At 29.7% G+C, this 24954-nt stretch carries 25 protein-coding genes and 1 other annotated feature (1 of these 26 only partly in view); of the genes, 4 read left to right on the top strand and 21 right to left on the bottom strand.

Features of this window, described 5'->3' with window-relative positions; genetic code table 11:
- Position 1 precedes the first annotated feature (1 nt).
- The 11 genes from spoVAE to H8923_RS12155 all read right to left on the bottom strand — a co-directional run bounded on the left by spoVAE (position 2) and on the right by H8923_RS12155 (position 9711).
- A complete protein-coding gene (gene spoVAE / locus H8923_RS12205; protein ID WP_147539886.1) occupies positions 2 to 364 on the bottom strand; it encodes a stage V sporulation protein AE in 363 nt (120 codons plus the stop codon).
- 12 nt (positions 365 to 376) lie between these two features.
- Positions 377 to 1390 carry a stage V sporulation protein AD gene (gene spoVAD / locus H8923_RS12200; protein WP_153971858.1) on the bottom strand — a complete coding sequence of 338 codons (1014 nt, stop codon included), beginning with the start codon at positions 1388 to 1390 and terminating at the stop codon, positions 377 to 379.
- Positions 1391 to 1402: 12 nt separating this feature from the next.
- Positions 1403 to 1849: a stage V sporulation protein AC gene (spoVAC, locus tag H8923_RS12195; protein WP_153971859.1), complete on the bottom strand. Its 447-nt coding sequence runs from the start codon at positions 1847 to 1849 to the stop codon at positions 1403 to 1405.
- A 12-nt stretch (positions 1850 to 1861) separates the two neighbouring features.
- Complete coding sequence (locus H8923_RS12190) at positions 1862 to 2269, bottom strand: stage V sporulation protein AB (RefSeq protein ID WP_153971860.1); 408 nt, start codon at positions 2267 to 2269, stop codon at positions 1862 to 1864.
- Between the two features lies 1 nt (position 2270).
- A complete protein-coding gene (locus H8923_RS12185; RefSeq protein ID WP_153971861.1) occupies positions 2271 to 2861 on the bottom strand; it encodes a stage V sporulation protein AA in 591 nt (196 codons plus the stop codon).
- A 141-nt stretch (positions 2862 to 3002) separates the two neighbouring features.
- Positions 3003 to 3767, bottom strand: a complete 765-nt coding sequence (gene sigF / locus H8923_RS12180) for an RNA polymerase sporulation sigma factor SigF (RefSeq protein WP_153971862.1) — start codon at positions 3765 to 3767, stop codon at positions 3003 to 3005.
- A 26-nt stretch (positions 3768 to 3793) separates the two neighbouring features.
- Positions 3794 to 4222 (bottom strand): anti-sigma F factor, encoded by a 429-nt coding sequence (gene spoIIAB / locus H8923_RS12175; protein ID WP_153971863.1) that lies wholly within the window; start codon positions 4220 to 4222, stop codon positions 3794 to 3796.
- Between the two features lie 13 nt (positions 4223 to 4235).
- Positions 4236 to 4571 (bottom strand): anti-sigma F factor antagonist, encoded by a 336-nt coding sequence (gene spoIIAA, locus H8923_RS12170; RefSeq protein WP_153971864.1) that lies wholly within the window; start codon positions 4569 to 4571, stop codon positions 4236 to 4238.
- Between the two features lie 153 nt (positions 4572 to 4724).
- Positions 4725 to 6716, bottom strand: a complete 1992-nt coding sequence (locus tag H8923_RS12165) for a molybdopterin-dependent oxidoreductase (RefSeq protein WP_187127937.1) — start codon at positions 6714 to 6716, stop codon at positions 4725 to 4727.
- A 221-nt stretch (positions 6717 to 6937) separates the two neighbouring features.
- Complete coding sequence (locus H8923_RS12160) at positions 6938 to 8572, bottom strand: DEAD/DEAH box helicase (protein WP_153971865.1); 1635 nt, start codon at positions 8570 to 8572, stop codon at positions 6938 to 6940.
- Positions 8573 to 8742: 170 nt separating this feature from the next.
- Positions 8743 to 9711 carry a calcium/sodium antiporter gene (locus H8923_RS12155; RefSeq protein ID WP_187127936.1) on the bottom strand — a complete coding sequence of 323 codons (969 nt, stop codon included), beginning with the start codon at positions 9709 to 9711 and terminating at the stop codon, positions 8743 to 8745.
- Positions 9712 to 10073: 362 nt separating this feature from the next.
- Here H8923_RS12155 and pflB point away from each other — a divergent pair, with 362 nt between their 5' ends.
- Together pflB and pflA are read left to right on the top strand one after the other, a co-directional pair.
- Entirely contained in the window at positions 10074 to 12305 is a 2232-nt protein-coding gene (pflB, locus tag H8923_RS12150) for a formate C-acetyltransferase (RefSeq protein ID WP_153971988.1), read from the top strand.
- 398 nt (positions 12306 to 12703) lie between these two features.
- The gene (gene pflA / locus H8923_RS12145; RefSeq protein WP_153971866.1) at positions 12704 to 13447 is read left to right on the top strand and encodes a pyruvate formate-lyase-activating protein; all 744 of its coding nucleotides are present in this window, start codon (positions 12704 to 12706) and stop codon (positions 13445 to 13447) included.
- Positions 13448 to 13468: 21 nt separating this feature from the next.
- Here pflA and H8923_RS12140 read toward each other — a convergent pair whose 3' ends face one another.
- From H8923_RS12140 to H8923_RS12120, 5 genes are all read right to left on the bottom strand, one after another.
- Positions 13469 to 14083, bottom strand: coding sequence for a DUF975 family protein (locus tag H8923_RS12140; RefSeq protein ID WP_172976728.1), 615 nt, complete (start codon positions 14081 to 14083; stop codon positions 13469 to 13471).
- 499 nt (positions 14084 to 14582) lie between these two features.
- The gene (locus tag H8923_RS17185; RefSeq protein WP_207707763.1) at positions 14583 to 14816 is read right to left on the bottom strand and encodes a cupin domain-containing protein; all 234 of its coding nucleotides are present in this window, start codon (positions 14814 to 14816) and stop codon (positions 14583 to 14585) included.
- A 577-nt stretch (positions 14817 to 15393) separates the two neighbouring features.
- Positions 15394 to 15753, bottom strand: coding sequence for a DNA alkylation repair protein (locus tag H8923_RS12130; RefSeq protein WP_187127935.1), 360 nt, complete (start codon positions 15751 to 15753; stop codon positions 15394 to 15396).
- 503 nt (positions 15754 to 16256) lie between these two features.
- On the bottom strand, positions 16257 to 16781 hold the full coding sequence (locus tag H8923_RS12125; RefSeq protein WP_153971870.1) for a nitroreductase family protein: 525 nt from the start codon (positions 16779 to 16781) through the stop codon (positions 16257 to 16259).
- A gap of 63 nt (positions 16782 to 16844) precedes the next feature.
- Positions 16845 to 17279: a DUF6144 family protein gene (locus H8923_RS12120; protein WP_153971871.1), complete on the bottom strand. Its 435-nt coding sequence runs from the start codon at positions 17277 to 17279 to the stop codon at positions 16845 to 16847.
- Positions 17280 to 17409: 130 nt separating this feature from the next.
- On the opposite strand from H8923_RS12120, the gene H8923_RS12115 reads away from it, so the two are divergent.
- Positions 17410 to 17733, top strand: coding sequence for a winged helix-turn-helix transcriptional regulator (locus tag H8923_RS12115; RefSeq protein WP_153971872.1), 324 nt, complete (start codon positions 17410 to 17412; stop codon positions 17731 to 17733).
- A 197-nt stretch (positions 17734 to 17930) separates the two neighbouring features.
- Here the strand turns inward: H8923_RS12115 and thiI are convergent, their stop codons facing one another.
- Both thiI and H8923_RS12105 read right to left on the bottom strand, forming a co-directional pair.
- On the bottom strand, positions 17931 to 19103 hold the full coding sequence (gene thiI / locus H8923_RS12110; RefSeq protein WP_153971873.1) for a tRNA uracil 4-sulfurtransferase ThiI: 1173 nt from the start codon (positions 19101 to 19103) through the stop codon (positions 17931 to 17933).
- A gap of 90 nt (positions 19104 to 19193) precedes the next feature.
- The gene (locus H8923_RS12105; RefSeq protein WP_153971874.1) at positions 19194 to 20345 is read right to left on the bottom strand and encodes a cysteine desulfurase family protein; all 1152 of its coding nucleotides are present in this window, start codon (positions 20343 to 20345) and stop codon (positions 19194 to 19196) included.
- A 758-nt stretch (positions 20346 to 21103) separates the two neighbouring features.
- Between H8923_RS12105 and H8923_RS12100 the strand changes: the two genes are divergently transcribed.
- Complete coding sequence (locus tag H8923_RS12100; RefSeq protein WP_153971875.1) at positions 21104 to 22099, top strand: asparaginase; 996 nt, start codon at positions 21104 to 21106, stop codon at positions 22097 to 22099.
- Positions 22100 to 22392: 293 nt separating this feature from the next.
- Here H8923_RS12100 and H8923_RS12095 read toward each other — a convergent pair whose 3' ends face one another.
- From H8923_RS12095 to H8923_RS12085, 3 genes are read right to left on the bottom strand one after another with little or no spacing between them, the layout of a single operon-like run.
- Positions 22393 to 23118: an amino acid ABC transporter ATP-binding protein gene (locus H8923_RS12095; protein ID WP_153971876.1), complete on the bottom strand. Its 726-nt coding sequence runs from the start codon at positions 23116 to 23118 to the stop codon at positions 22393 to 22395.
- A 24-nt stretch (positions 23119 to 23142) separates the two neighbouring features.
- On the bottom strand, positions 23143 to 23817 hold the full coding sequence (locus H8923_RS12090) for an amino acid ABC transporter permease (protein WP_153971877.1): 675 nt from the start codon (positions 23815 to 23817) through the stop codon (positions 23143 to 23145).
- Between the two features lie 26 nt (positions 23818 to 23843).
- The gene (locus H8923_RS12085; RefSeq protein WP_153971878.1) at positions 23844 to 24674 is read right to left on the bottom strand and encodes a transporter substrate-binding domain-containing protein; all 831 of its coding nucleotides are present in this window, start codon (positions 24672 to 24674) and stop codon (positions 23844 to 23846) included.
- 251 nt (positions 24675 to 24925) lie between these two features.
- Positions 24926 to 24954, bottom strand: a binding site (T-box leader) (it continues 181 nt past the right edge of the window).

Genomic DNA, 24954 nt, shown 5'->3' with positions numbered 1-24954 from the left:
ATCAAGGCTTAGCCTTTGGATTAAATATTACGGCCATACTATACCCAAAAAATATAGCTGCTGCTATACCTCCTGCTGTAGCAATTGTACCTCCTGTAAAAATTCCGAGAAATCCATCTTCTCCTATAGCTTTTATTACTCCTTTTGCTAAAGAGTATCCAAATCCTATTATCGGTACTGTCGCACCCGAACCTCCAAAATCAACTAAAGGTTCATATAATCCTATAAAAGTTAATATAACACCTGTTGTTACATAAGTTACCATTACATATGGTGTCTGTAGTTTAAAATAATCCATCATTATTTGAGCTATTAAACAGATTATTCCTCCCACTATAAATACCTTCACATAATCCATTAACAAGAGAAACCCCTCCTATTCATTTACTATTACAACTGCATTAGCTATGCAAGGTATAGTTTGCTTTTGCAATGTACTATTTGGCGATAACATAGCTCCTGTTGATACTAGCATTACTTTATTAAATTCTTTTTTCTTTAGCTTGTCATATATATATCCAGAAAATACTGCTGCTGAGCAACCGCAACCACTACCACCACAATGAACATCTTGTCCTTTTAAATCAAATATTTCCAAACCACAATCAGTGTAAACTTTAGATATATCTAGATTTTTTTGCTTTAATAAATCTAAGGTTATAGTTTTACCAACAGTTCCTAAATCTCCAGTAGCTATTAAATCAAAGCTATTTGGATCATCATTTGTGTCATTAAAATAAGCTAGTATTGTATCCACAGCTGCTGGTGCCATTGCTGCCCCCATATTATTTCCATCTTTTATACCTTTATCTACAATTTTACCTATAGTCACATACTTAACTTTAGGCCCATCTCCATATTGAGATAATAATACACATCCAGCTCCTGTTACTGTCCATTGAGCTGTCATTGGTTTTTGATTTCCTAACTCTAAAGGAAATCTAAATTGTCTCTCAGCTGTACAATAATGACTACAAGTTCCGGCTAATACATTTTGAGCAAATCCTCCATCTATTAGCATTGCTCCTAAACACATGCTCTGAGCCATAGTAGAACAAGCTCCATATACACCTATAAAAGGCACATCTAAGTCTCTAGCAGCAAATGAAAATGGCCATATTTGATTTATTAAATCTCCACCTATAAGGTAGTCTACTTCTTTTAAGCCCTTATCAGATTTCTTTACAGCTAATTCAATAGTATCTTTCATCATTTTACATTCAGATAATTCCCAAGTTTTTTCTCCATCTAAATCGTCATCTAAAATTTTATCAAAGCAATCTCTAAGAGGACCTTTACCTTCTTTAGGACCAACAATAGAAGCTGTAGATATAATTGATGGCATATGTTGCATCTCTACAGTTCTACTTCCTACTCTTTTATTCTTCATTATCTCACATCCTTATATAAAAATTTTCACTATATAATAAATAAATCCAAATAATATTGATGAACCTATCCCGTAAACTAAAACAGGTCCTGCTATTTTAAACATATTTGCTCCAACACCTAGAACATATCCTTCTCTTTTAAACTCCATAGCTGGTGATACTATTGAGTTTGCAAACCCTGTAATAGGAATTATTGACCCAGCTCCTGCTCTTTTTCCTATTAAATCATAAACTCCTAATCCTGTTAAAAAGGACCCTATAAAAATTAATGTAATAGATGTTGCTGATGATGCTGCTAATTTATCTAATCCTATAACTTTCATAAAAAAGTCATTAATACCTTGACCTATCATACAAATTATTCCACCTACTATAAATGCAAGAATATAGTTCTTTACATAAGTAGGTTTAGGACTTACCTGATCTACATATTTGTTATAATCATCTTTTTTTCCCATATCAATACCTCCTTAAATTATTGCCCACCCTATGAGTGAGCCTATAACCTTACCTATAATTAATGATATAACTATATATTTTAAATAAATACTTGGTAATCTCAATCTCCTTGATACTACAGGAATGTAATATATTACTTCTGTAAGCCCAGAACTTAAAAAACCTAAAAATACTCCATATGCTAACCCAGCTATTGTAGTTAGTATTATTCCCCCACTAATTCCTATATTATGAAGCGATAATATACTGCCCAAAAACGTACCTAAAACTAATAAACTTTCATATAAGTTTACAAATTCTTTTGTATTAGTTATATGAGATATTCTAGGAACTAAACCTATTAATATTAATACTGCAACTACCCCTGCTCCAACTATTATTCCCGATGATACACCATATATTACTAAAAATAAATTCATCTTATTGATCTTTTCCTCTTAGCTGATTTTCTATTTCTTTATTTAAAGAAATCATTTTTAATTCCATAGGGCTGGGTTCATATTTTGAGTATGTAGGAATAAATTTATTAAAAAATAAAGCTACTCCTACACCAATTCCTATAGAATATGGAATTTGGAAATATGGCAAATATTTTTTAGCATCTCTTGTTAGAACATCTACTATTTTATACTGTGATGCATACATATTTACATCCGCATGAAAATTCATTATTCCCATTACAGACCCCATTAAGACTACAATTGACACTATGGCTACTCTTATATACTTAGTTCTATCCTTTTTACAACTATCAAAAAAGATTACTGTATCATCAGCCTTTAAAAAGTTTATTTTTACCATAGGAAGTTTTTCATTTATTTTCTCTATTACTTCTCCTAGATGTATTACATCATACCTTAAATTATTATTTTTATAATTACGAAGTATTATATTATCTAGCAAGGATTCTTTATTCTTAGGGTAAACAGCATAAATATCTTTTAGATATATATTTTTTATATTTACATTAAAAGGTTTAACCTTCTTAGGTATTAAGTAAATATCATCCATAATTAGCTACCTCCCTCTATTTCTATTATTTGTTATATAAAAAAAAATAAACCTTATTTTTCTATAGCTATTTATTTAGTATTTCACTAAATACAAATAACTATTTAAAGGTTTATTTTCAATCTTATATTTATAATATTTTTAACTAATATATGATTTTAGTTTAGATAGAACTTTCTTTTCTATTCTAGATACTTGTACCTGAGATATGTTTAATATATCCCCAATTTCGCTTTGTGTTTTATCTTCAAAATATCTTAATACAATTATTTGTCTTTCTCTTTTTTCTAATTTATCTAATACTTGTTTAAGTAATAGATTATCAATTACTCTTTCTTCTTCATTTTCTCCCTTTAAGCTAATTTTATCTATTAAACAAATAGGAGAACCTTCTTCTTCATGAATTACTCCATGAAGATACTCGACAGAGAAATTTGCTTCCATTGCCATTACTAAATCTTCTTTTTCTACATCTAGCTCATGTGCTAACTCTTCAATAGATGGCTCTCTCCCTAACTTTTTGGTTAATACTTCAGTTTGTGTTTTTGCCTTTATAGCTATTTGCTTTAAAGATCTTGAAACTTTAACCATACCATCATCTCTAAGATATCTTTTTATCTCTCCTAAAATCATTGGTACAGCATATGTAGAAAATTTTACATTAAACTTCGGATCAAATTTATATATAGATTTAATTAGTCCTATCGATCCTAACTGAAATAAATCATCTCTCTCATAACCTATATTTGAAAATTTACTTATTACACTTCTAACTAATCCTAAATTATTTTTTATTAAAATTTCCTTGGCTTCTTCATCGCCATTTTGAACTTTTTCAATTAACTCTAATGTTTCTTCATGGCTTAGCAATTTCTTTTTTTCTTCTTTATTAGCAGTTATCCCCATAATAAAACCTCTATTCTCTTTGGATTTTATTTAGGTAAGTTTATATTTTTTAGCATAATAACTTTTGTCCCTTTATTTTGTATAGAACTTACCTTTACATCATCCATAAAGCTTTCCATAACAGAAAATCCCATTCCTGATCTCTCTAGCTCTGGTTTTGATGTATATAACGGTTGCATAGCCAAGTCTACATCTTCTATTCCATGTCCTTCATCTTCAACTATAATTTCTACTTTATTGCCTTCTATCTTGCATTTTAAATATACAAATTTTGATTCATCTTCATCGTAACCATGTATGATAGCATTAGTTACAGCTTCTGATACTGCTGTTTTTATATCTGCAATCTCGTCCAAAGTTGGATCTAACTTTGCTGCAAAAGATGCAGCTATGACCCTTGCTAAACTCTCATTTTCAGATTTGGCAGAAAACTTTACTTCCATAATATTACTCATCAACTTTTCCCCCTTACAAAGAACTTAGTGCTTCTTCATATGAACTACAAACATTTATTATTTTGTTCATTCCTGATAAATCAAACACCTTTTTTACTCTTGGATTTATATTTATCACTGATACTGTCCCTTTGTCGCTAGAGATCTTTTTGTATCTACCTATAATTACACCTATTCCCGAAGAATCCATAAAATTAATATTCTTAAAATCAAATATTATATTTTTTACTGATTTTGTCATTAATATTTCATCAATTTCTTCCCTTATAGCTCTTGATACATGATGATCTAACTCTGTCATTTCAAACTTAACTAGTAAGTTTTTATTATTCAAAGAGTATCTTACCATTATTATTCCCCCCTAATAAAATTTGCTTAACTAATGAATTAAACATGGTTGCTTAAATTAAGTTGATTGGATATTATAATATCCTTACTATTAAAAACTATAACGTGTAATCAATTCTATTAAGTCAAAATTTTATCCTTCAATGAAATTTAACTAGTTTTGTTTTATTATGTCTACGAAGGTTTCGTTATAGGTTACTTGACCACCTAAATCTGATACATTGCTGCTTGTGATAAAATTTGGATTACCATGTTTTTTCCACCATCCAACATGCATTTGGACTATATTATCCTTAACATTATTGTCTATTACTATTTGTACATTTATTTTACCATTCTCTGATTGAAGGCTTACAATCTCGTTATCGGCTATTTTTCTAATTATTGCCATATTCTCATTAATATATGCTTTAGAAATACCTTTTTTATCCATATAATGTTGACTAAATAATGTTTCTCTATGATGAGTTGTTATTAATCTAAATTCACCTTTTCTTATTTTTTTAGGTTCAATATAAGTTGGTATAGGTGTTATACCCAAACTTTTAACTTTGCTAGAGTATAATTCAAATTTACCTGATGTAGTTTCAAACTTCTTATCTTCCCAAGGAATACTTTTGTGTATAGTAATATATCCATTTTTTATTTTATCTAGGTTTATAGATTTATCAACAACCTTCAAGGGTTCTATAACTTTACTTAAATATTCTTTTTTTGATACCTGTGGATAGTTATTAATTTTCATAACTTTAGCTAACTCTCTAAAGAAATAGTATTCATCCATTAACTTACTCATTGGTTCTACTGCTTTTTCATTATAAGTTATATAAGGATTACACATAGAACTATATAGCAAATCTTCACTTTCTAGAGTTGTTGAACATGGTATAAATAAATCACATCGACTTGCTGTATCTGTCATAAACATATCAAAACATACTTTAAACTCAATCTTATCAAAAGAAGACTCTAACTTATTTAGATTAGGTAACTGATTTAATAAATTACTTTTTACTATAACAGCCATCTTTAAGGCAACGTTATCCCCATTATTCACTGTACACTTTGTAGAATTATCTATAAATTCACTCAACTTATGCACATAAAACTCTCTATTTTGTGCATAAATATAACTACAATAAGGATCTGTGTTTAATATAGAAGGATACACTTTATTAGCATAATTAATACCACCTCCAGAGTACCCTATTTGTCCAGTAATTGCTCCTAAAGCATCTATTGCTCTTATTGTATTACCACCATTTCTATACTTTTGCATTCCATAACCTAACCAAATAGAGCTATATTTTTGGACATAAAGTTTAACTAATTCTTTAATCGTATCTAACTCAATACCACATTCTTTAGATAAATAATCTAATTCTAAAGTATCTAGGTAATTCTTATACTCTTCATATCCAATCACATAAGAATCTATATAGTCTTCATCACAAAGATTATCTTTTATAATAATCTTAGCCATAGCCATTGCTAACGCTCCATCTGTGCCAGGATTTATTTGTATATAATAATCAGCTATATTTGCAGTTGAAGTTTTTATTGGATCTATAACTATAACTTTGCATCCATTCAACTTTGCATTTTGTAATATCTGCATAGTATGTATAGTTGTATATGCAGGGTTTTTTCCCCATATAAATATATTTTTACTATTTTTCATATCCTCTAAAGAGTGACCTCTAACATCTCCAAAGTCATAAGTTTGAGCTTTAATTCCTGCACTCCAGCAAGGACCTCCCTTTTGCTTGCTTACACCACCATAGAAATTGAAAAATATATCCCCTATAGATTTCAATAACCCACCATTTCCATATTGCTCATAATACATAACCGACTGAGAAGAATACTTATCTCTATAAAAATTAAGCTTTTCTGCCATTATTTCTATAGCCTTATCAAAAGTAATTTCTTCCCATTTTCCATCTATTTTTAGTAAAGGATTATAAATTCTATCCGGATGATTCAATCTATCTAAATGAGCTCTACCTTTATTACAAATAAATCCCTTCGTAAAAGGATGCTCTTTATCACCTTCAATCTTAATAACCTTATTATTTTCAACATGGACCTTTAATCTACATGCATCAAAGCAGTCTAAGGTGCAACCTTGACTAACAATCTTCACTTTACAATCCCTCCTAAGCTAAATATTTTACTAACTTTAAGTATATCTCATCTTTCCCCCATAAAAAATAGAATGTTTCAAATTAAGTTTAAGCGCAAAGCGAAGGGCGCCAATATGGAATTACAATAGCATTTGCAGCATTTTTTCAGCTGCATGCTATACAATTCATATTGACGCCCGAGCGCTTCGCGACTAAACAAATTTAAAACATTCCTGTTTTACTACTTCTTTCTTCTATTCGCTTTCTCTATGTTAACTTTATTTCCTTTTATCTTTATATCCTTAACATTTTCTAATACCTTTTTAACATTTTGCTTTGGCACTTCAACGAAAGTATATTTATCGTATATATCTATAGTTCCTATTAATTTACCAGATATTCCAGCTTCACCAGCTATAGCACCTAATATATCTTTAGCTTGAACTCTTTGATTTCTACCAACATTTATGAATAGTCTAACCATTCCTTCTTTAGCTCCAGTGTCTCCACCTTTACCTTTACGATCTCTATTTCTATCTCTATTTCTGTCTCTTGATGGCTCTTCTACTATTTCTTGTTTTTCTTCATCACCTAAAGCTAATTTAACTAAAGCTGCTGCTACATCTATTATTTCAACATCAGACTCATTACAGAATCCTTCTAACCATTGTAATTGCTTAGTTAGGTTACCTTCATCCATTATTCCTTTAACTTGCTTAAAGAATGCACTAACTTTCTTTTCTTCAACATCAGCCACTGATGGTATACTATGCTTAACTAACTTAGCCTTAGTATATCTTTCTATATCTCTCATCTTTCTCATTTCTTTTCCGAATACGAAACTGAAAGATACTCCTGTTCTACCAGCACGGCCTGTTCTACCGATTCTGTGCACATAATATTCTTCATCTTGAGGTAAATCATAGTTGAATACAGCTTCAACATCATCTACATCTATACCTCTAGCTGCAACATCAGTAGCAACTAATATGTCTATAGTACCTTGTCTAAATTTATCCATTACTATATCTCTTTGAGTTTGCTTTAAGTCTCCGTGTAAAGCATCTGCAAAGTATCCTCTAGCTTGTAATTCACTTACTAGCTCATCAGCACCTCTTTTTGTATTAGTAAACACAACTGATAACTTTGGATTATATACATCTATTAATCTGCATAATACTTCTAATTTATTAGCATTTCTTGTTTCTATATAGTATTGAGATATATTTGGTACAGTTATTTCTTTTCTTACTATTTTTATATGTTCTGGGTCATTTTGATATTTTCTAGTTAAATCTAATATTCCCTTTGGCATAGTAGCTGAGAAGAATGTAGTTTGTCTATTTTCAGGAGTCTTATTTAATATCATTTCGATATCTTCTCTGAATCCCATATCTAACATTTCATCAGCTTCATCTAATATAAGCATTTTAACATTATCCATTTTTAATGTTTTTCTGTTTATATGGTCAATTACACGTCCTGGAGTTCCTATTACTATTTGTACTCCACCCTTTAATGATTTTATTTGTCTATCTATTGGTTGTCCACCATAAACTGGTAATGATTTTATTCCGTGCATATACTTAGATAATTTCTTTATTTCTTTTGAAACTTGAATTGCAAGTTCTCTAGTAGGACAAAGTACTACTGCTTGTAAACTCTTATCTTCTGGATCAACAGTTTCTAATACAGGTATACTAAACGCAGCTGTTTTTCCCGTCCCAGTTTGCGCCTGCCCTATTACATCTTTTCCTGATAATATTACAGGTATTGATTGTGCTTGTATTGGTGATGGCTCCTCAAACCCCATGTCCGCTATTGCTTTTTTTATATTGTCGCTAATTGGTAAATCTTCAAATTTAGTTATATTCATATATTGCATCCTTTCCGTAATCAATTAATATTAACCTATCCATTATATATTTATTTCTGCTAATATGCAATTAGTATTTTTACCTCTTAGTATGTATTATGCACAATTTGAGGAACCTTATAATCAAATATGTATTTATAATTCTTATACTTTACTATTTTTAAATAAATTTAAGATATATACATAAAGTATAAAGTTGTTATGTAAGCTCCATAAAGTAGTAATAACATTAAACCTTGAAATCTATAAAGTTTATTCTTTTTAATCGTAGGTAGTATAAGCATAAGAATTAAAGCTATCATAAAAGGATAATCAATGTTTACATTTTGAGATAATATAGGTATATCATTAGGTATTGATGATAATGCTATTACAGATGTTATATTTAATATATTTGCACCCAATACATTTCCCACAGATATAGCATGATGCTTCTTTCTTATTGCCGTTAATGATGATACTAATTCAGGTAAAGATGTCCCCAGTGCAATTATTGTCAAACTTATAATACCCTGAGGTATTCCTATAAATTTAGCAATATCTGAGCCATTATCTACTAATAATCTGGACCCTACTACCATCATTACTAGACCCAATAAAAACAAACAGATAATTTTTAATAGTTCACCTGCTTTAGTATCAATATTTTTCTTTTCTTGCAGATTTACAACACTTCTTTTACTTACCTTCTCAGATGTAACACTTTTATAGTTAGTGTACATAAATATAGCTAATATAATAAGAAGTACTATAGAATCCTTTTCGTTTACAGTACCATCTAGCCCGACTATTACTAGTCCCAAAATTGAAATTAATAATAAAGTAGATTTTGATAAAAACATCTTTCTATCTACTTTAAATGGACTAATAAAAGCTACTAGACCTAATATTAATCCTGTATTACATATTATGGACCCTACTGCATTTCCTAAGCTCATTGTAGTTTGATTATTTATTGATGCGCATAATGATACTGTTAGCTCTGGAAGAGTTGTAGCAAAGCTAACTATTGTAGCCCCCAATACTAACTCTGAAACGTGAGTTTTTTTACCTATTTCAACTGTACAATTTATAAATATATCTGCACCCTTAGTTATTAGTATAAATCCTATTATAAATAGAATTACTGTAGATATCACAAAATCCCCTCCCCTCCTATTTAATAATTATTCATTTTTATTTCATATATGCTAATTTAATCTTCAAATTATCTACACTATTTTTATTGATATAATTTTTCCAAATAATTATAATTTTTTTTCAATTTTCTGTTTTAAAGTATATATATCGGGTATTAATATGAACACAGAACTAAATAATACAATTGATAAATAAACTTATATTTTTTTATAAAATTTAAATACAAAATTACTTATAAATTTTGTATACAAAATACTATTTTTATGATATTATCTAATTGTTAAAAAAAAATCTAGCTAGATAAAAATTTATATAATAAAAACTTATACCTGATTTAAACAAGGAGGATTTCACTATGACTATGAATGCATGGGAAGGCTTTAAAACTGGTAGATGGACTAAAGAAATAGATGTTAGAGGGTTCATCCAAGATAACTACACTCCATATGAAGGAGATGACTCTTTCTTAGCTGGAGCTACTGAAAACACTAAAAAATTATGGGAAAAAGCTATGGTTCTTTTCAAACAAGAAAGAGACAATGGCGGAACATTAGATGTTGATACTAAGACAGTTTCTGGAATAGATGCTTATGCTCCAGGATACTTAGATAAAGAATTAGAAACAGTTGTTGGATTCCAAACTGACGCTCCTTTAAAAAGAGCTGTTATGCCATACGGTGGTATAAGAATGGTTGAAACTTCTTGTAAAGCTTACGGATATGAATGTGATCCAGAAATAAGCGAAATATTCACTAAATATAGAAAAACTCACAACCAAGGTGTATTCGATGCTTACACTTCTGAAATGAGAGCTGCTAGAAGATCTGGTATAATAACAGGACTTCCAGATGCATACGGAAGAGGTAGAATCATAGGAGACTACAGAAGAGTTGCACTTTACGGTGTTGATAGATTAATAGAAGATAAAATGGCTCAAAAAGATTCTCTAGAAGTTTCTTGCATGGATGAAAATGTAATAAGATTAAGAGAAGAAATATCTGAGCAAATAAGAGCTTTAGAAGCTTTAAAAAGAATGGCTGAATCTTACGGATTCGATATATCTAAGCCAGCAACTAACTCAAGAGAAGCTGTACAATGGTTATACTTCGCTTACTTAGGTGCTATAAAAGATCAAAACGGAGCTGCTATGTCTATAGGTAGAACTTCTACTTTCTTAGATATATACTTCGAAAGAGATTTAGCTAACGGAACTATAACTGAAGAAGAAGTTCAAGAATTAATGGACCACTTCGTTATGAAATTAAGAATGGTTAAGTTCTTAAGAACTCCTGACTACAATGATTTATTCTCTGGAGACCCAACTTGGGTAACTGAATCAATCGGTGGTATAGGTGTTGATGGTAGACCATTAGTAACTAAGAACTCATTCAGAGTTTTAAATACTCTTTATACTCTTGGACCATCTCCAGAACCAAACTTAACAGTATTATGGTCAACTAAATTCCCTCAAGGATTTAAAGACTTCTGTTCTAAAGTATCTATAGATACAAGTTCAGTTCAATACGAAAATGATGATTTAATGAGACCATACTGGGGAGATGACTACGGTATAGCTTGTTGTGTATCTGCAATGAGAATAGGTAAGCAAATGCAGTTCTTCGGAGCTAGAGTTAACTTAGCTAAGACATTATTATACGCAATAAACGGTGGGGTTGATGAAAAATCATTAGCTCAAGTTGGACCAAGATTTGAACCAATAACTTCTGAATACTTAGACTACGATGAAGTTATGGCTAGATTTGAACCATTTACAGATTGGTTAGCTAACCTTTATGTAAATACATTAAACGTAATCCACTACATGCATGATAAGTACTCTTATGAAGCATTAGAAATGGCTTTACATGATAGAGATGTATTCAGAACTATGGCTTGTGGTATAGCAGGACTTTCAGTTTGTGCTGACTCATTATCAGCTATAAAATATGCTAAAGTTAAAACTATAAGAAACGAACAAGGTGTAGCTGTTGACTTCGAAATAGAAGGAGACTATCCAAAATACGGAAACAACGATGATAGAGCTGATGAAATAGCTGTATACTTAGTTGAATCTATGATGAACAAAATAAGAAAGAACAAAACTTACAGAGATTCTGTTCATACTCAATCTGTATTAACAATAACTTCAAACGTTGTTTACGGTAAGAAGACTGGTAATACTCCTGATGGAAGAAGAGCTGGAGAACCATTTGCTCCAGGAGCTAACCCAATGCACGGAAGAGATACTAACGGAGCTTTAGCTTCATTAGCTTCAGTTGCTAAATTACCATACGAGCATTCTCAAGATGGTATATCTAATACTTTCTCTATAGTACCAGGTGCTTTAGGAAAAGATATGAACGAAAGAATAACTAACCTATCAGCAATGATGGACGGATACTTTGCAGATGGAGCTCATCACTTAAACGTTAACGTATTTGATAGAGCTACTTTAGAAGATGCTATGGAACATCCAGAAGAGTATCCACAATTAACAATAAGAGTTTCAGGATACGCTGTTAACTTCATAAAATTAACAAGAGAACAACAATTAGACGTTATAAACAGAACATTCCACGGAAAAATGGCTTAATTTATAACTGATAAATAACTATACTAATTACAAAATAAATATTACAATCATCCAATAATATTTAAACTTTTAAACTTACGTCTAAAAGAGTGCAGGCTCATCCACCTGCACTCTTTTTTTTATACTGTTCTCATTCTATTTTGTTACTTATTCCCTCTTTTTTAATTTTAATAATTATTATTTTTTAACATTTAATGTTTCATCTACATAACTATGGGTATTATTGTAATATAATACAATACAAATAATTTAAATATAAATTATAGACTTTACTTAACAAATATCATATAATTTAGTTGTAAATAATTTTGTATACAATATATAATATATATTAACCATTATTATAAAATAAATTCATTTTAATATGATTTTTAAAATATACTTATGAGGTGGATAAGATGATAAAAGGAAGAGTTCATTCAATAGAAACATTTGGTACAGTAGACGGACCAGGAATAAGATTTATACTATTTATGCAAGGATGTCCATTAAGATGTAAATACTGTCATAACAGAGATACATGGGATACAAAATGTGGTACTGAATATACTACAGATCAAATAATAGCACAAGCACTTAAATATTCTTCATATATGAGAGCATCTGGTGGTGGTATAACAGCATCTGGAGGAGAAGCAACTCTACAACCAGAATTCCTAGCTGAATTATTTGCTAAAGCTAAAAAGAACAAAATCCATACATGCTTAGACACTTCAGGTTTTGTAAATATAGATACAATAGCTCCAGTACTAGAAAATACTGACTTAGTTTTATTAGATATAAAACACATGGTTGAGGAAAAAGCAAAAGAATTAACTGGTGTTGGAATCGAAAAAACTTTAAAGTTAGCTAGACACTTAAGCGATAGAAACATACCAGTTTGGATAAGACATGTATTAGTACCTGGTGTTACCGATGATCAAGAAAACTTAGAGAAATTAGCTGAGTTTGTTAGTACTTTAAATAATGTAGAAAGATTTGAAATATTACCATACCATACTATGGGAGTTCATAAGTGGGAAAACATGGGCTTAGATTATGAATTAAAAAATATTGAGGACGGAACTCAAGACGATATAGATAGAGCTATAGATATAATGTCTAAATACGAAGTAGAAATATTTAATAAAAGATCAGCATAAGCTGATCTTTTATTTTTGTTATTAAACTAATTCAGTTTTATTTTTTATATCTAGGTAAAAATTAGTAAATGTTGCTTCATAGTATGGTACTACATACAATCCAGCTATTCCACATGTAATGGCTGTTAATATTCCCCATAGTATAAAGCTTAACATTAATACAAAATAATTCCACTTTTGACCACACATCATTAGTCTACTTTTCTTTAAGCATTCTACAATTCCTATACTAGGATTTTCAGCTAATATATAATACACTTGAGAATACATAATAGATAAGATAATACCTGGTATAATCAATATAATAAAACCTATACATATAATTATTTCCATTAGAATTGATACACCTATAACTTTTAAGAAATTTTTATATCCTAAAAATACATCTGAGCATTTACCCTCTTTATCTTTGGCTAATTTTAAAAAGAATATAGATTGGCCTAATCCTAATGGTGCCGTAATTAAAAAAGCAACTATACATAATAATGTAGGAGTCCATATACCATCATCATATTTTGTACTTAAAAAACTTAAGCATCCTGTAATAACGGTAACGATTAATATAACTCCTATAGCTGTCCACCAGTTACCTTTTAATTGTTGTTTAGATTTAGTTTTCAATTCTTTTCTTGTCATATAATACACCCCCTTTATATTTTTTACATTAATATAATATGAATTTAAATTTATTTCGGTTACGTAATTAGTACTAAATTTAGGCATAAAAAAGAGCTTTTAATTTTAAAATTAGGATATGTTAGCTTTCTTCGTGATAAATATAACATAAAAATAACCATATCTTAGTATTTTCAATATATTAAATCCTAAGATATGGTTATTCATTTAATTTACTATAAATTATTCGCAATATATTAAAATTGTGCATTAATTTTAGTATACATTATGATTACACTATTTAGTTTCATATAGACACTAATTTTTTTACAAAACTTTAATTACTTTATTACATCCAAGATGTTTTTTTGTCTAGTATAATTCCATCTTACATTGGACCTTCAGTTAAGCTATTTTCTTCAGCTTTCATACAAATATAAACTAATTCCTCATCTGCTTTTATTGCACGTTCACCAGCTGGAGCAACTCTAATCATACTTCCTTCTTGGACAGGTAATTCTTATCCATCAATGTAGAAAGTTCCTTTACCTTGAATAATAACGTAAAGCTCTTCGTTATTTTTGTGTGAATATACAAAAGGAGAGGCTTTACCATCAGGCATAACATTTACAGAAACTTCACATGATGTAAGTCCTAAACCTTTTCCAGTAAAAAGTCTTCCTTTCCCAAATACTGATTCTTTATCTTTTAAGTCTGTAAATTTACCTAAGTTTACTAAGTTGTAATTTGACATATGTTAGATTCTCCTATTCTTTAAAATCTATAAATATAACTTATTTTTTATATATAATATAACTAGTATTGCAGAAAAACAAAAGTACTATAAAAAATAGGTACTATCTTTTTTGATAGTATCTATTAAAAAATAACATACTTTTAAAGTGACAACGTATCAAATATAATAAACACATAAGTTAAAAAATTAAACTTAAATATTATAAATATAAGGAGTAACCATATGAACTATCAATTAGTGATTACCAGATTGAAAAAGGATTTACCTGAAAACAGTGATACCTTACTATAGCAGCATTAAAATTATTATAAGGTCTTAAAATTTCTTATTGCAGGCACTGGTGATTTTAATGGATTTAAGGGTATTCATGTAATGGTTACTTCTAAAGAAGAGGCAGAAGATCTTATGAAAAAAGAACCTCTTTACATGGCTAGTTATGTAAGTTATTCGATTACTGAAATCAAATCTGGATATGCCTATCCTGGATTAGAGAATTTACTGAACAATCTTAATATCTAATAAGTCTAATAAGAAGATCCTTCCGTTGTACAAACTTCGGAAGGATTTTATCTATCTAGAGTATATTATTTTTTAGTTCTGCTCTTAAATCTTTAAATCTGCTCTTCCAGTTATCAGTAATCCTGTATGAATCACATATTTTTTGGATTGCTTTCCCATTAATATCATATCGAAGTCCATTAATTTTCATCCAATATAATACATCCTGTGGCTCATAAACTGCCAGTTCTGCAATAAGCCAAGCCTCTGTCATCTGTACATAATATTGATCATCGTCATAAATCAGCGGAAATAACTGTTGTGCATGCCCTCTTCCAAGCTTAGATATAAACATCACATATGCCCATCGTCTGACAAATGGATCATCATAAGTCACATATTCTTTTACATATCCATATGCTGTGTCAAAATCCATATCTGAGACAAACTTGATCAATTGATCTGTATGCCACCAATCTGAAAAGTACAGATTCTGATGAATAAATTCCATTCTCTCATATACATCTTTAATTTGTTTCAATGAAACATAGTAATAAATTCGATGCAGAGTCTGAGGCTCTGTAAGAATATAGGGTCTTAAATTACTTACATCAGCATGTTACCTAACATAATGTGATATAAGACGGTCAATATCTTTAGTTTTATAATTTTCAGGTAGTGTATCAAAATCCTGTTTAACTATTTCTTTTGTAAGATTTAACATTTCTTTCCTCCTAAATAATTATTTTATAGATACTATTCTAAATAATAGTATATCTGCTCTTATATTAAAAATAGCAACTACATTAGATAAAATTATAACCTAATTTAGTTGCCATTTAATTAATTAGCAAAAAATTTACTATTTTATTACATACAAGATGTTTTAAATCCTAATGTATTTTAAAATCTATAAAATATAACTTCTTGATTATTCATTTATACCCTATTTACAGAGATGGTATGTTCTTTTGGTTCTTCATAATCTGTTGCATATCCAAATGAAGCACATAATACAGGACTAAATTCATCTGGAATTCCCAGTGATTTTTTTAACAATGCATCCTGCTTAATTATACCTGTAGGACCTCCCCAAATAAGACTATCCACTTTTTGATCCGTAGCTGCAAGAACCATATTTTCAAGTACACATGCAGCATTTGCAAATTCAATTCCTGGCATCATTGCAGGTGTTGAAGAAACAATAATTAATGTTGGAGCCCCAAAATCCCAATCTAGCTTTTTATTTATCATTTTGGATACCATCTCTGCAGCTTCAACAACCATTTTCTTTATTATTTCAGTATTTTGTATCACTGTAATATGCAATGAGTCATATTTAGCAGACGCTATTGGAGCTTTGAAAGCTGAATTTATAATGATTTCTAATACTTCATCTGAAATTTGTTCTGGTTTATATGATCTAACTGACTTTCTAAGTGAAATTGCTTTTAATGTTTCCATATTGTATTATTCTCCTTTTCAACTACATACTATTTTGTCTAACTAATTTTGCATACTTATTATCTAAACAAGTATTTTTATTACACAATCATTTCCTCCACGTAGAAAACTCTCTACAATCTCTACGTCTACAGGCTTACCAAAAAAATTACTCCAGACAGCTTTTTCATGTCCACGAGTACATTCACACAACATATCTTCATTTTTTGAAATCTCAGATGCTATTGGACACGAACACTTTTCTTTTCCAAGATGCATTATAATACCATCCTCTACTTCCCTTATTGTTACTGGTATATTTTCGTTTAGAAGAGCTACATAGTCTGCTCGTGTATTGCAATTTGTAGCTGAAACTTTCAACTGGCGCATTCCTTCTTCCGCATTTTTTCGTGAAGCACATGCCTTTCCGCAAAATTCAATCATACTACTTACCTGAGGATTTTGTGATTCTTTTATTGCTCCTAGCATATCTTCAATCCATTCTACACAATTACTCATACAGCTATCCTCCAATCTAATATTTTAAAATTTGTTTTTACTTTCTTAAGTATACATAGTATACTTATTTATAAAAAGTACAATATTATTTAATAGGTACTATCATTTTTGATAGCATAGGAGGATTCCAATGAATAAATTATGGTTTGATACTGATAATTGTCCTCTAGCAAGAATATCAAAAGCAATTCAGGGAAAATGGACAATGATAATCATATACATATTATCCGAGGGTACATTACGTTTTAGCGAAATTAGGCGAAAACTTCCAAATGTTACAGAAGCCAACCTGACTAAGGATCTTCGTTTGCTTGAAAGTTATGGCATAATACACAGAGAAGTTTACCCTGTAGTACCTCCAAAAGTAGAGTATTCTCTTACTGAAATGGGAAAAGACTTTATTCCTATATTAACTTCAATTAATGAATGGGCACAAAAATACACTGCAGACTAAACTGCAGTGTATTTTGCACAAGTAGTTGTACATTTTTAATTTTCCAATCAAATTTACATTTATCTTATTAAGTTTCAATATATCTATATATTATCAAAATTATCCTTATTTCGTATTATATAACAATTGTGAACTAAATTATATTATTTATCACAAAGTAAGATAACATAGCCTAAAATTAAAAGCTCTTTTTTTTATTAAAATTCTATATCTTCTACTTCTATGTTATCTATAGCATCTTGTATTAACTTTTCTACATCTAATTTTTCTTCTGATTTCTCTATTCTCTCTAATCTTGGTTTAGTTACAGGTTTCTTAGGTGCGAAAACTGTACAACAATCTTCTTCTGGTAATATAGAAGTTTCAAAAGTTCCTATTTTTTGAGCTATATCTATTATTTCCGTCTTATCCATAGCTATTAATGGTCTAAACACTGGCATAGTTACAGATGCATTTGTGCAAGTTAATCCTTGTATAGTTTGAGATGCAACTTGTCCTATACTCTCTCCTGTAACTAAAGCGTCACATCTTCTGCTTTCTGCTACTGCTTGAGCTATTCTCATCATGAATCTTCTTGATATTATAGTCATTTCTTCGTCATTACAATTCATTCCTATAGCTTTTTGTATTTCTAATATGTTTACTTTATGAAGTCTAAGTCTTCCACAGTATTTAGATAATATTCTAGCTAAGTCTCTTACCTTCTCTTGTGATTTTTCACTAGTGAATGGATATGTATGGAAATGTATTGCTTCTATCTCCATACCTCTTTTAGCAACCATCCACGATGCAACTGGAGAATCTATACCTCCAGATAAAAGAGACATTGCTCTACCATTAGTTCCAAGTGGTAATCCACCATATCCTGGTATTGTATCACTGTATACCATTACGTGATTTTGTCTGTACTCACATACTATCTTAGTTTCTGGCTTTCTTATATCTACACCTATTCTATCATGAACTTTAGATACTAAGAATCCAGCTATATCTATACTCATTTCTTGAGAAGTAAATTTAAAATCTTTATCTCCTCTTTTCGATTCTACTTTGAAAGTCTTAGCACCTGATGCTATTTTTTCTTCTAGTACTTGAAGTGCTAGTTCCTTTAACTTATCGTAGTCTTTTTCAGCTCTTATTGCTGGACAAACGCCTACTATACCAAATACCTTTCTTACTTCTTCTGCCACTTCTTCGTAGTCATGGTCTTCTAGGTTAACGTATATTCTTCCGTATTCTTTATATACATCAAACTTTCCTATAGGTTTTAGCATATTCTTAACGTTTTTTACTAGCTTATTTTCAAATAGGTATCTGTTCTTTCCTTTTACACCTATTTCTCCGTACTTAACTATTAGTATATTATACAAATTGGTCACCTCTTAGTTATATTTTTAATGTCTCTGCCTATTTTCATAGGTTTTCATAATTTATAATTAATAATTCAAATTTATTAATAATTATCTCCTTCTTATTATCATTCTTAAATCACTTACTGATTCTTTTAGAATTTTTACAACCTCTATGATTTCTTCTTCTGTATTTAAGTCTGATAAACTAAATCTTATTGCACCTTCTATTTCATTTGACGTAAGTCCTATTGCATTTAATACATGGCTACCTTTTTTCTTAGATGAACATGCAGAACCAGTTGATACATATATTCCTTTTTGCTCTAAGTAATGAAGTAATACTTCTCCTCTTACATCTTTAAATGAAATATTTAATATATGGCAAACACCACCTTCTGGTGAATTTATTTTTATATCATCTATATTTTTTACTATTTCTTCTTTTAATAGATTCTTTAATTTCGCAACTTTTTCTATAGTTTTGTTTAGATCTTTATTTAGTATTTTTACTGCTTCACCTAATCCATAGATACCAGGAACATTTTCTGTACCAGATCTTATTCCTATTTCTTGACCCCCACCTGTAAGTATAGGCTTTAATCTGTTGTTTTCCTTTATATACATAAATCCTATTCCTTTTGGACCATGTAATTTGTGTCCACTAACACTCATAAAGTCTATATTGTACCTTGAAGGCTTAAAGTTTACCTTAGCATATGATTGAACTGCATCTACATGGAAATATACTTTTTCTTTTAACGTCTTCAAATACTTTCCTATTTCTTCTATAGGTTGTATAGTCCCTATTTCATTATTTACATGCATTATGGTTATTAAACTCGTACTTGGTTTGATAGAATTTTTTAATTCTTCTATGTTAATTTTACCTTCTTTATCAACATTTAAATATGTAACTTCAAATCCATCTTCCTCCAAGTCCTTTAAAGTATTTAAAACTGATGGATGTTCTATTACAGTTGATATTATGTGATTCTTTCTTTTTTTATATAAATTAGCAACGCCTCTTATTATAGCGTTATTAGATTCCGTTCCACCTGATGTGAAATATATTTCTTTATCTTTCACACCTATAGTTCTAGCGATATCTTGTCTTATTGCTTTTATATTTTTTTCTACTTCTATACCTTTTCTATGTAATGAAGAAGGATTTGCATAATCAGTAGTAAGGGCATAAACCATTTTATCTACAACTTCTTGATACGGTTTAGTTGTAGCACTGTTATCTAAATATATTTCCATATACTACACCAACTTTCTTTCATTAATAAGTTTTATATTCTTCCTCTTTTAGTTTTGACAAATTTATAAATTAATTACAAAAATACTCTCTAAATAAAATTTATCCTAATCTTTGCAATTACTATATTTATTCACATCTTTTTATTATACCACTAAAACCTAAGTTTTTTAATATTTTTCTACTCTTACTACTTTGTCGAAAACTTTTTTTAACTTTTTTTGTAAAACTATTGCTTTTGTTGTCGAAGATTGCTATTATTAATACATGGTTATCCCCCTGATAACCTTAGTAAAATCTCTATTCCCAATACCCCTTTTAAATGAATACTTTTATATTCATTTAACACCTACTTCTGATCGGAAAATGAAGTAGGTATTTTTTTGCATTTTTACAAATATTTATTATATATTTAACATAGATTTAACAAAAAAAGTATATTTTTTTTTGAAAAACTATTGATTTTCTTGTCGAATATTGTTATTATTAATACATGGTTATCCCCCTGATAACCTTAATTAAAATCTCTATTCCCAATACCCCTTTTGAACGGATATACTTTATATCCATTAGTTTAAGGTGATAACGGAAATCAACTTAAACAGAAAAAAAGAGCTTCCCCAGCTCTTTTTTTTTGCTTATTTTTACAATTAAAGGAACTTTTTTATTTTGTAAGATGATAGATTAGTTTTATTGTTTTTGCTATAATTTATATTTAGTAGTAAGAATATTAATTTAGTAAATAAAGAGGTGGAATATTATGACTAATAAGAAGAAAGTTGCTATAGTTTTCACTGGTGGAACTATATCTATGACTGTTGACGAAAAAGTTGGAGCTGCAATACCTACTTTATCTGGGGAACAAATAATGTCTATGGTAACTAATATTGATAAAGTTGCTGATGTTGAAGTTTTAAATTTCGATGAAATTCCAGGACCTCATATGACACCTGAAAGAATGATGGAATTAAAACATTATGTAAATAACTTATTAGAAAGAGAAGATATTTGTGGTGTTGTAATTACACATGGGACTGATAGTTTAGAAGAAACTGCCTATTTCTTAGATTTAACTATAGATAATGATAAACCTGTAATAGTTACAGGTGCTATGAGAAGTAGCTCTGAGCTTGGATATGATGGACCAAGCAACTTATCTGGTGCAGTTTGTACAGCTATATCAGATAGCGCTCGTGGAAAGGGAGTTCTAATTGTATTAAATAACGAAGTTATAGCTGCGTCTGAAGCTACAAAAACAGATACATTAGCTTTAAATACTTTCCAATCTGTTACTGGAGGACCTTTAGGTGTAATAGATTGTAATGAACTTCTTTTATATAAACACATAGCTAAAAGAACAATCATTGATACAGATACTGTAGAGCCTAATGTAGCATTATTTAAAGCAGCTGTAGGTATGGACGAAACATTCATAAAGCTAGCTGTAGATAATGGATATAAAGGAATTGTAATAGAAGCAATGGGTAGAGGTAATATCCCTCCTAAAATGTATGACGGTGTAAAATATGCTAGAGAAAATAATATACCTGTAGTAATAGTTTCAAGATGTCACTCAGGTAGAGTTTTCGACAGTTACGGATACTTAGGTTCGGGAAGAGACTTAAGAAATCTAGGATGCATCTTTGGAGGAGACCTACCAGGTCACAAAGCAAGACTAAAGTTAATACTTGCTCTTGGAAAAACAAATAATCTAAATGAAATAAAAGATTATTTCGAGGAAGGAATTTACTACTAAAAAATATTAAAACTAAATTAGATGTAGTAAGAGACTATACTTACTGTAGTTACTTAGTTTCTATATATTATAAACATCCACTTTTTCACTATATTCTTATTTCCTATAGAATGTATTTATCTTATGGAAAAGTGGATGTTTATTTATTCTGGTTTATATCTATTAATAAAATTACTCATTCCTAACATTGATTTTATATTATCATTGCCATAAAGTAATATTAATTTAATCAATCATATATTTTTAATCTGCTACCCTAAAATTTTTTAATAAATACCTAATGTGCCTATATACTAAGCTAATATTTTAGCTAGAAATTCTTGCGTTCTAGGATGTGTAGGATTGTTAAATACTGCTTCTGGAGTGTCATCTTCTAATATCTTACCACTATCTACAAATATAACTCTATCTGCTACTTCTTTTGCAAATCCCATTTCATGGGTTACTATTGCCATAGTCATTCCCTCTTTTGCCAGTTCCTTTATAACATCTAGTACCTCTTTTACCATCTCAGGATCTAGGGCTGAAGTTGGTTCGTCAAATAATATCATATCAGGCTCCATAGCAAGGGCTCTTGCTATAGCTATTCTTTGTTTTTGACCTCCTGATAATTGGGCTGGGTATACATCTTTTTTATCTAAAAGCCCAACTCTATCTAATAAGTATTCAGCTTTTTTGTCTGCCTCTACCTTGCTCATTTTCTTTAATAGAATTGGAGCTAATGTTATATTTTCTAATACGGTTTTGTGAGGAAACAAATTGAAGTTTTGAAATACCATCCCTATTTTTTGTCTAATCTCATCTATATTAACTTTTTTATCAGCTATATTACTACCTTCAAATATTATTTCTCCTCCAGTTGGGACTTCTAATAAGTTCATACATCTTAATAGAGTACTTTTTCCTGAACCACTTGGCCCAACTATAGCCATTATTTCACCTTTATCTATCTCTAAGTCTATTCCTTTTAATACATGTACATCCCCAAATGATTTATTTAAATTTTTTATTGTAATCATATTATCACTTTCCTTCTAATTATTTTATGCATTAGCCTTAGCAAGTTTTTTCTCAAATTTCCCTACTAATTTAGATAGTGTAAATGTTAATACAAAATATATAATCGCAGCTATGATTAAAGGCTCTAATGGTTTAAAAGTTTTATTTTTCACTATCGATGCTGTGAACATTATCTCTCTTACACCTATAACAGAAATTATTGCTGACTCTTTTACAAGTGTTATAAATTCATTTGCTAAAGATGGCAATATATTTTTTATAGCCTGAGGTATTATTACATATCTCATAGTTGATGCATACCCCAATCCTAAAGATCTACTAGCTTCCATTTGACCTTTATCAACCGACTGTATTCCTGATCTTAAAATTTCTGCTACATACGCCCCTGAGTTAATTGATAACGCAAAAGCACCTGATATAAAATCGCTAGATATACCAAATATACTTGGGAAATCTATTCCTATTTGAGGTAATCCAAAATAAATTATATATATTTGTACAAATAACGGCGTACCTCTTAATATTTCAATATAAGTTGTAGCAATTACTTTTAATGCCTTAAAAGTTGATAACTTCATTAAACAGATAAACATACCTATAATACAGCCAAATATTAAAGCCACTAACGATATTGCTACTGTTACCGATGTACCTTCAACAAATAAACTAATATATTTACTTAAAAAACCAAAATCCATATTATCATCCCCTAATTTATTTATGCCTATTGTTCATCAGCTAATTTTATAGCTTCTTGCATATATTGATCTGTTTTTCCTTCATCTTGTAATTTTTTTATAACATTGTTTATTAACTCTATTAATGAATCATTATTATCAGATTTCTTTAATGCCACAGCTGCACTCTCCTCACAATTTACTCCTACGTTGCTATTGCCTATAGCTACATTGATGTAATTTTGAACATTTATAGCTGCCACATTTTTTCCTGTTACTATTGCATCTATATTTCCATTTTGAAGTTCTAACATTAAGTCAGGTATTTTAGTTAGACTCTTATAGTTTGTGCATCCTAACTCATCAATAACAAATGATTCTTGAGTACTTCCTCTTTGGACTCCAACTTTTATATTTTTTAAATCTACATCTGATTTAACTTTATCCTCTTCACCTTTTTTTACAATAACTACATTTTTATCTGTATAGTATAATTCTGAGAAATCAGCACTTTCTAATCTTTCTGGATTCGGAGTCATACAAGCTAATACCACATCCGCCTTTTCTGCATTTAGTGCCCCTAGTAATCCATCAAAATCCATATCTATAAACTCTAATTCTACACCTATTTCATCTGCTATTTCTTGAGCTATCATAACATCAAATCCAACTATTGTATCTTTTCCATCTACCATTGTATGGAATTCATATGGTGAGTACTCTGCACTAGTTGCCAAAACTATTTTTCCTGAATCTTTTATTTGTTGTAATTTATCTACGACTTCTTTTTCATCTCCTTTAGAAGAACTACAAGCCACCATTCCTAATGATAAAGTCAACGTTAATGCTAACCCTAGTAATTTTTTTATTCTCTTCATAATCCAACCCCCTATTAATTTATAAATATATAATCTTCAAAAGTTCCGCTTTTCCAATATACCTAATTTTATAATCAACAAGTTATAAGATATAGCGAATATTTGTAATAAAAAAGTCCCTTAGCTAATAGCCAAGAGACGAATTACCGCGTTACCACTCTTTTTGATAAATTCTACATATCAAAATTTGAGTTAAACGGTACAGAAAATTAAAATTTCCTGTAATTAAAAAAGTCTCTTAGTCATAATGACTAAGAGACGAATTATATCCGCGTTACCA

The organism is Romboutsia faecis (assembly GCF_014323405.1).
Classification (GTDB): Bacteria; Bacillota; Clostridia; order Peptostreptococcales; family Peptostreptococcaceae; genus Romboutsia_E; species Romboutsia_E faecis.
This window is presented reverse-complemented; position numbering and strand designations above follow the sequence as displayed.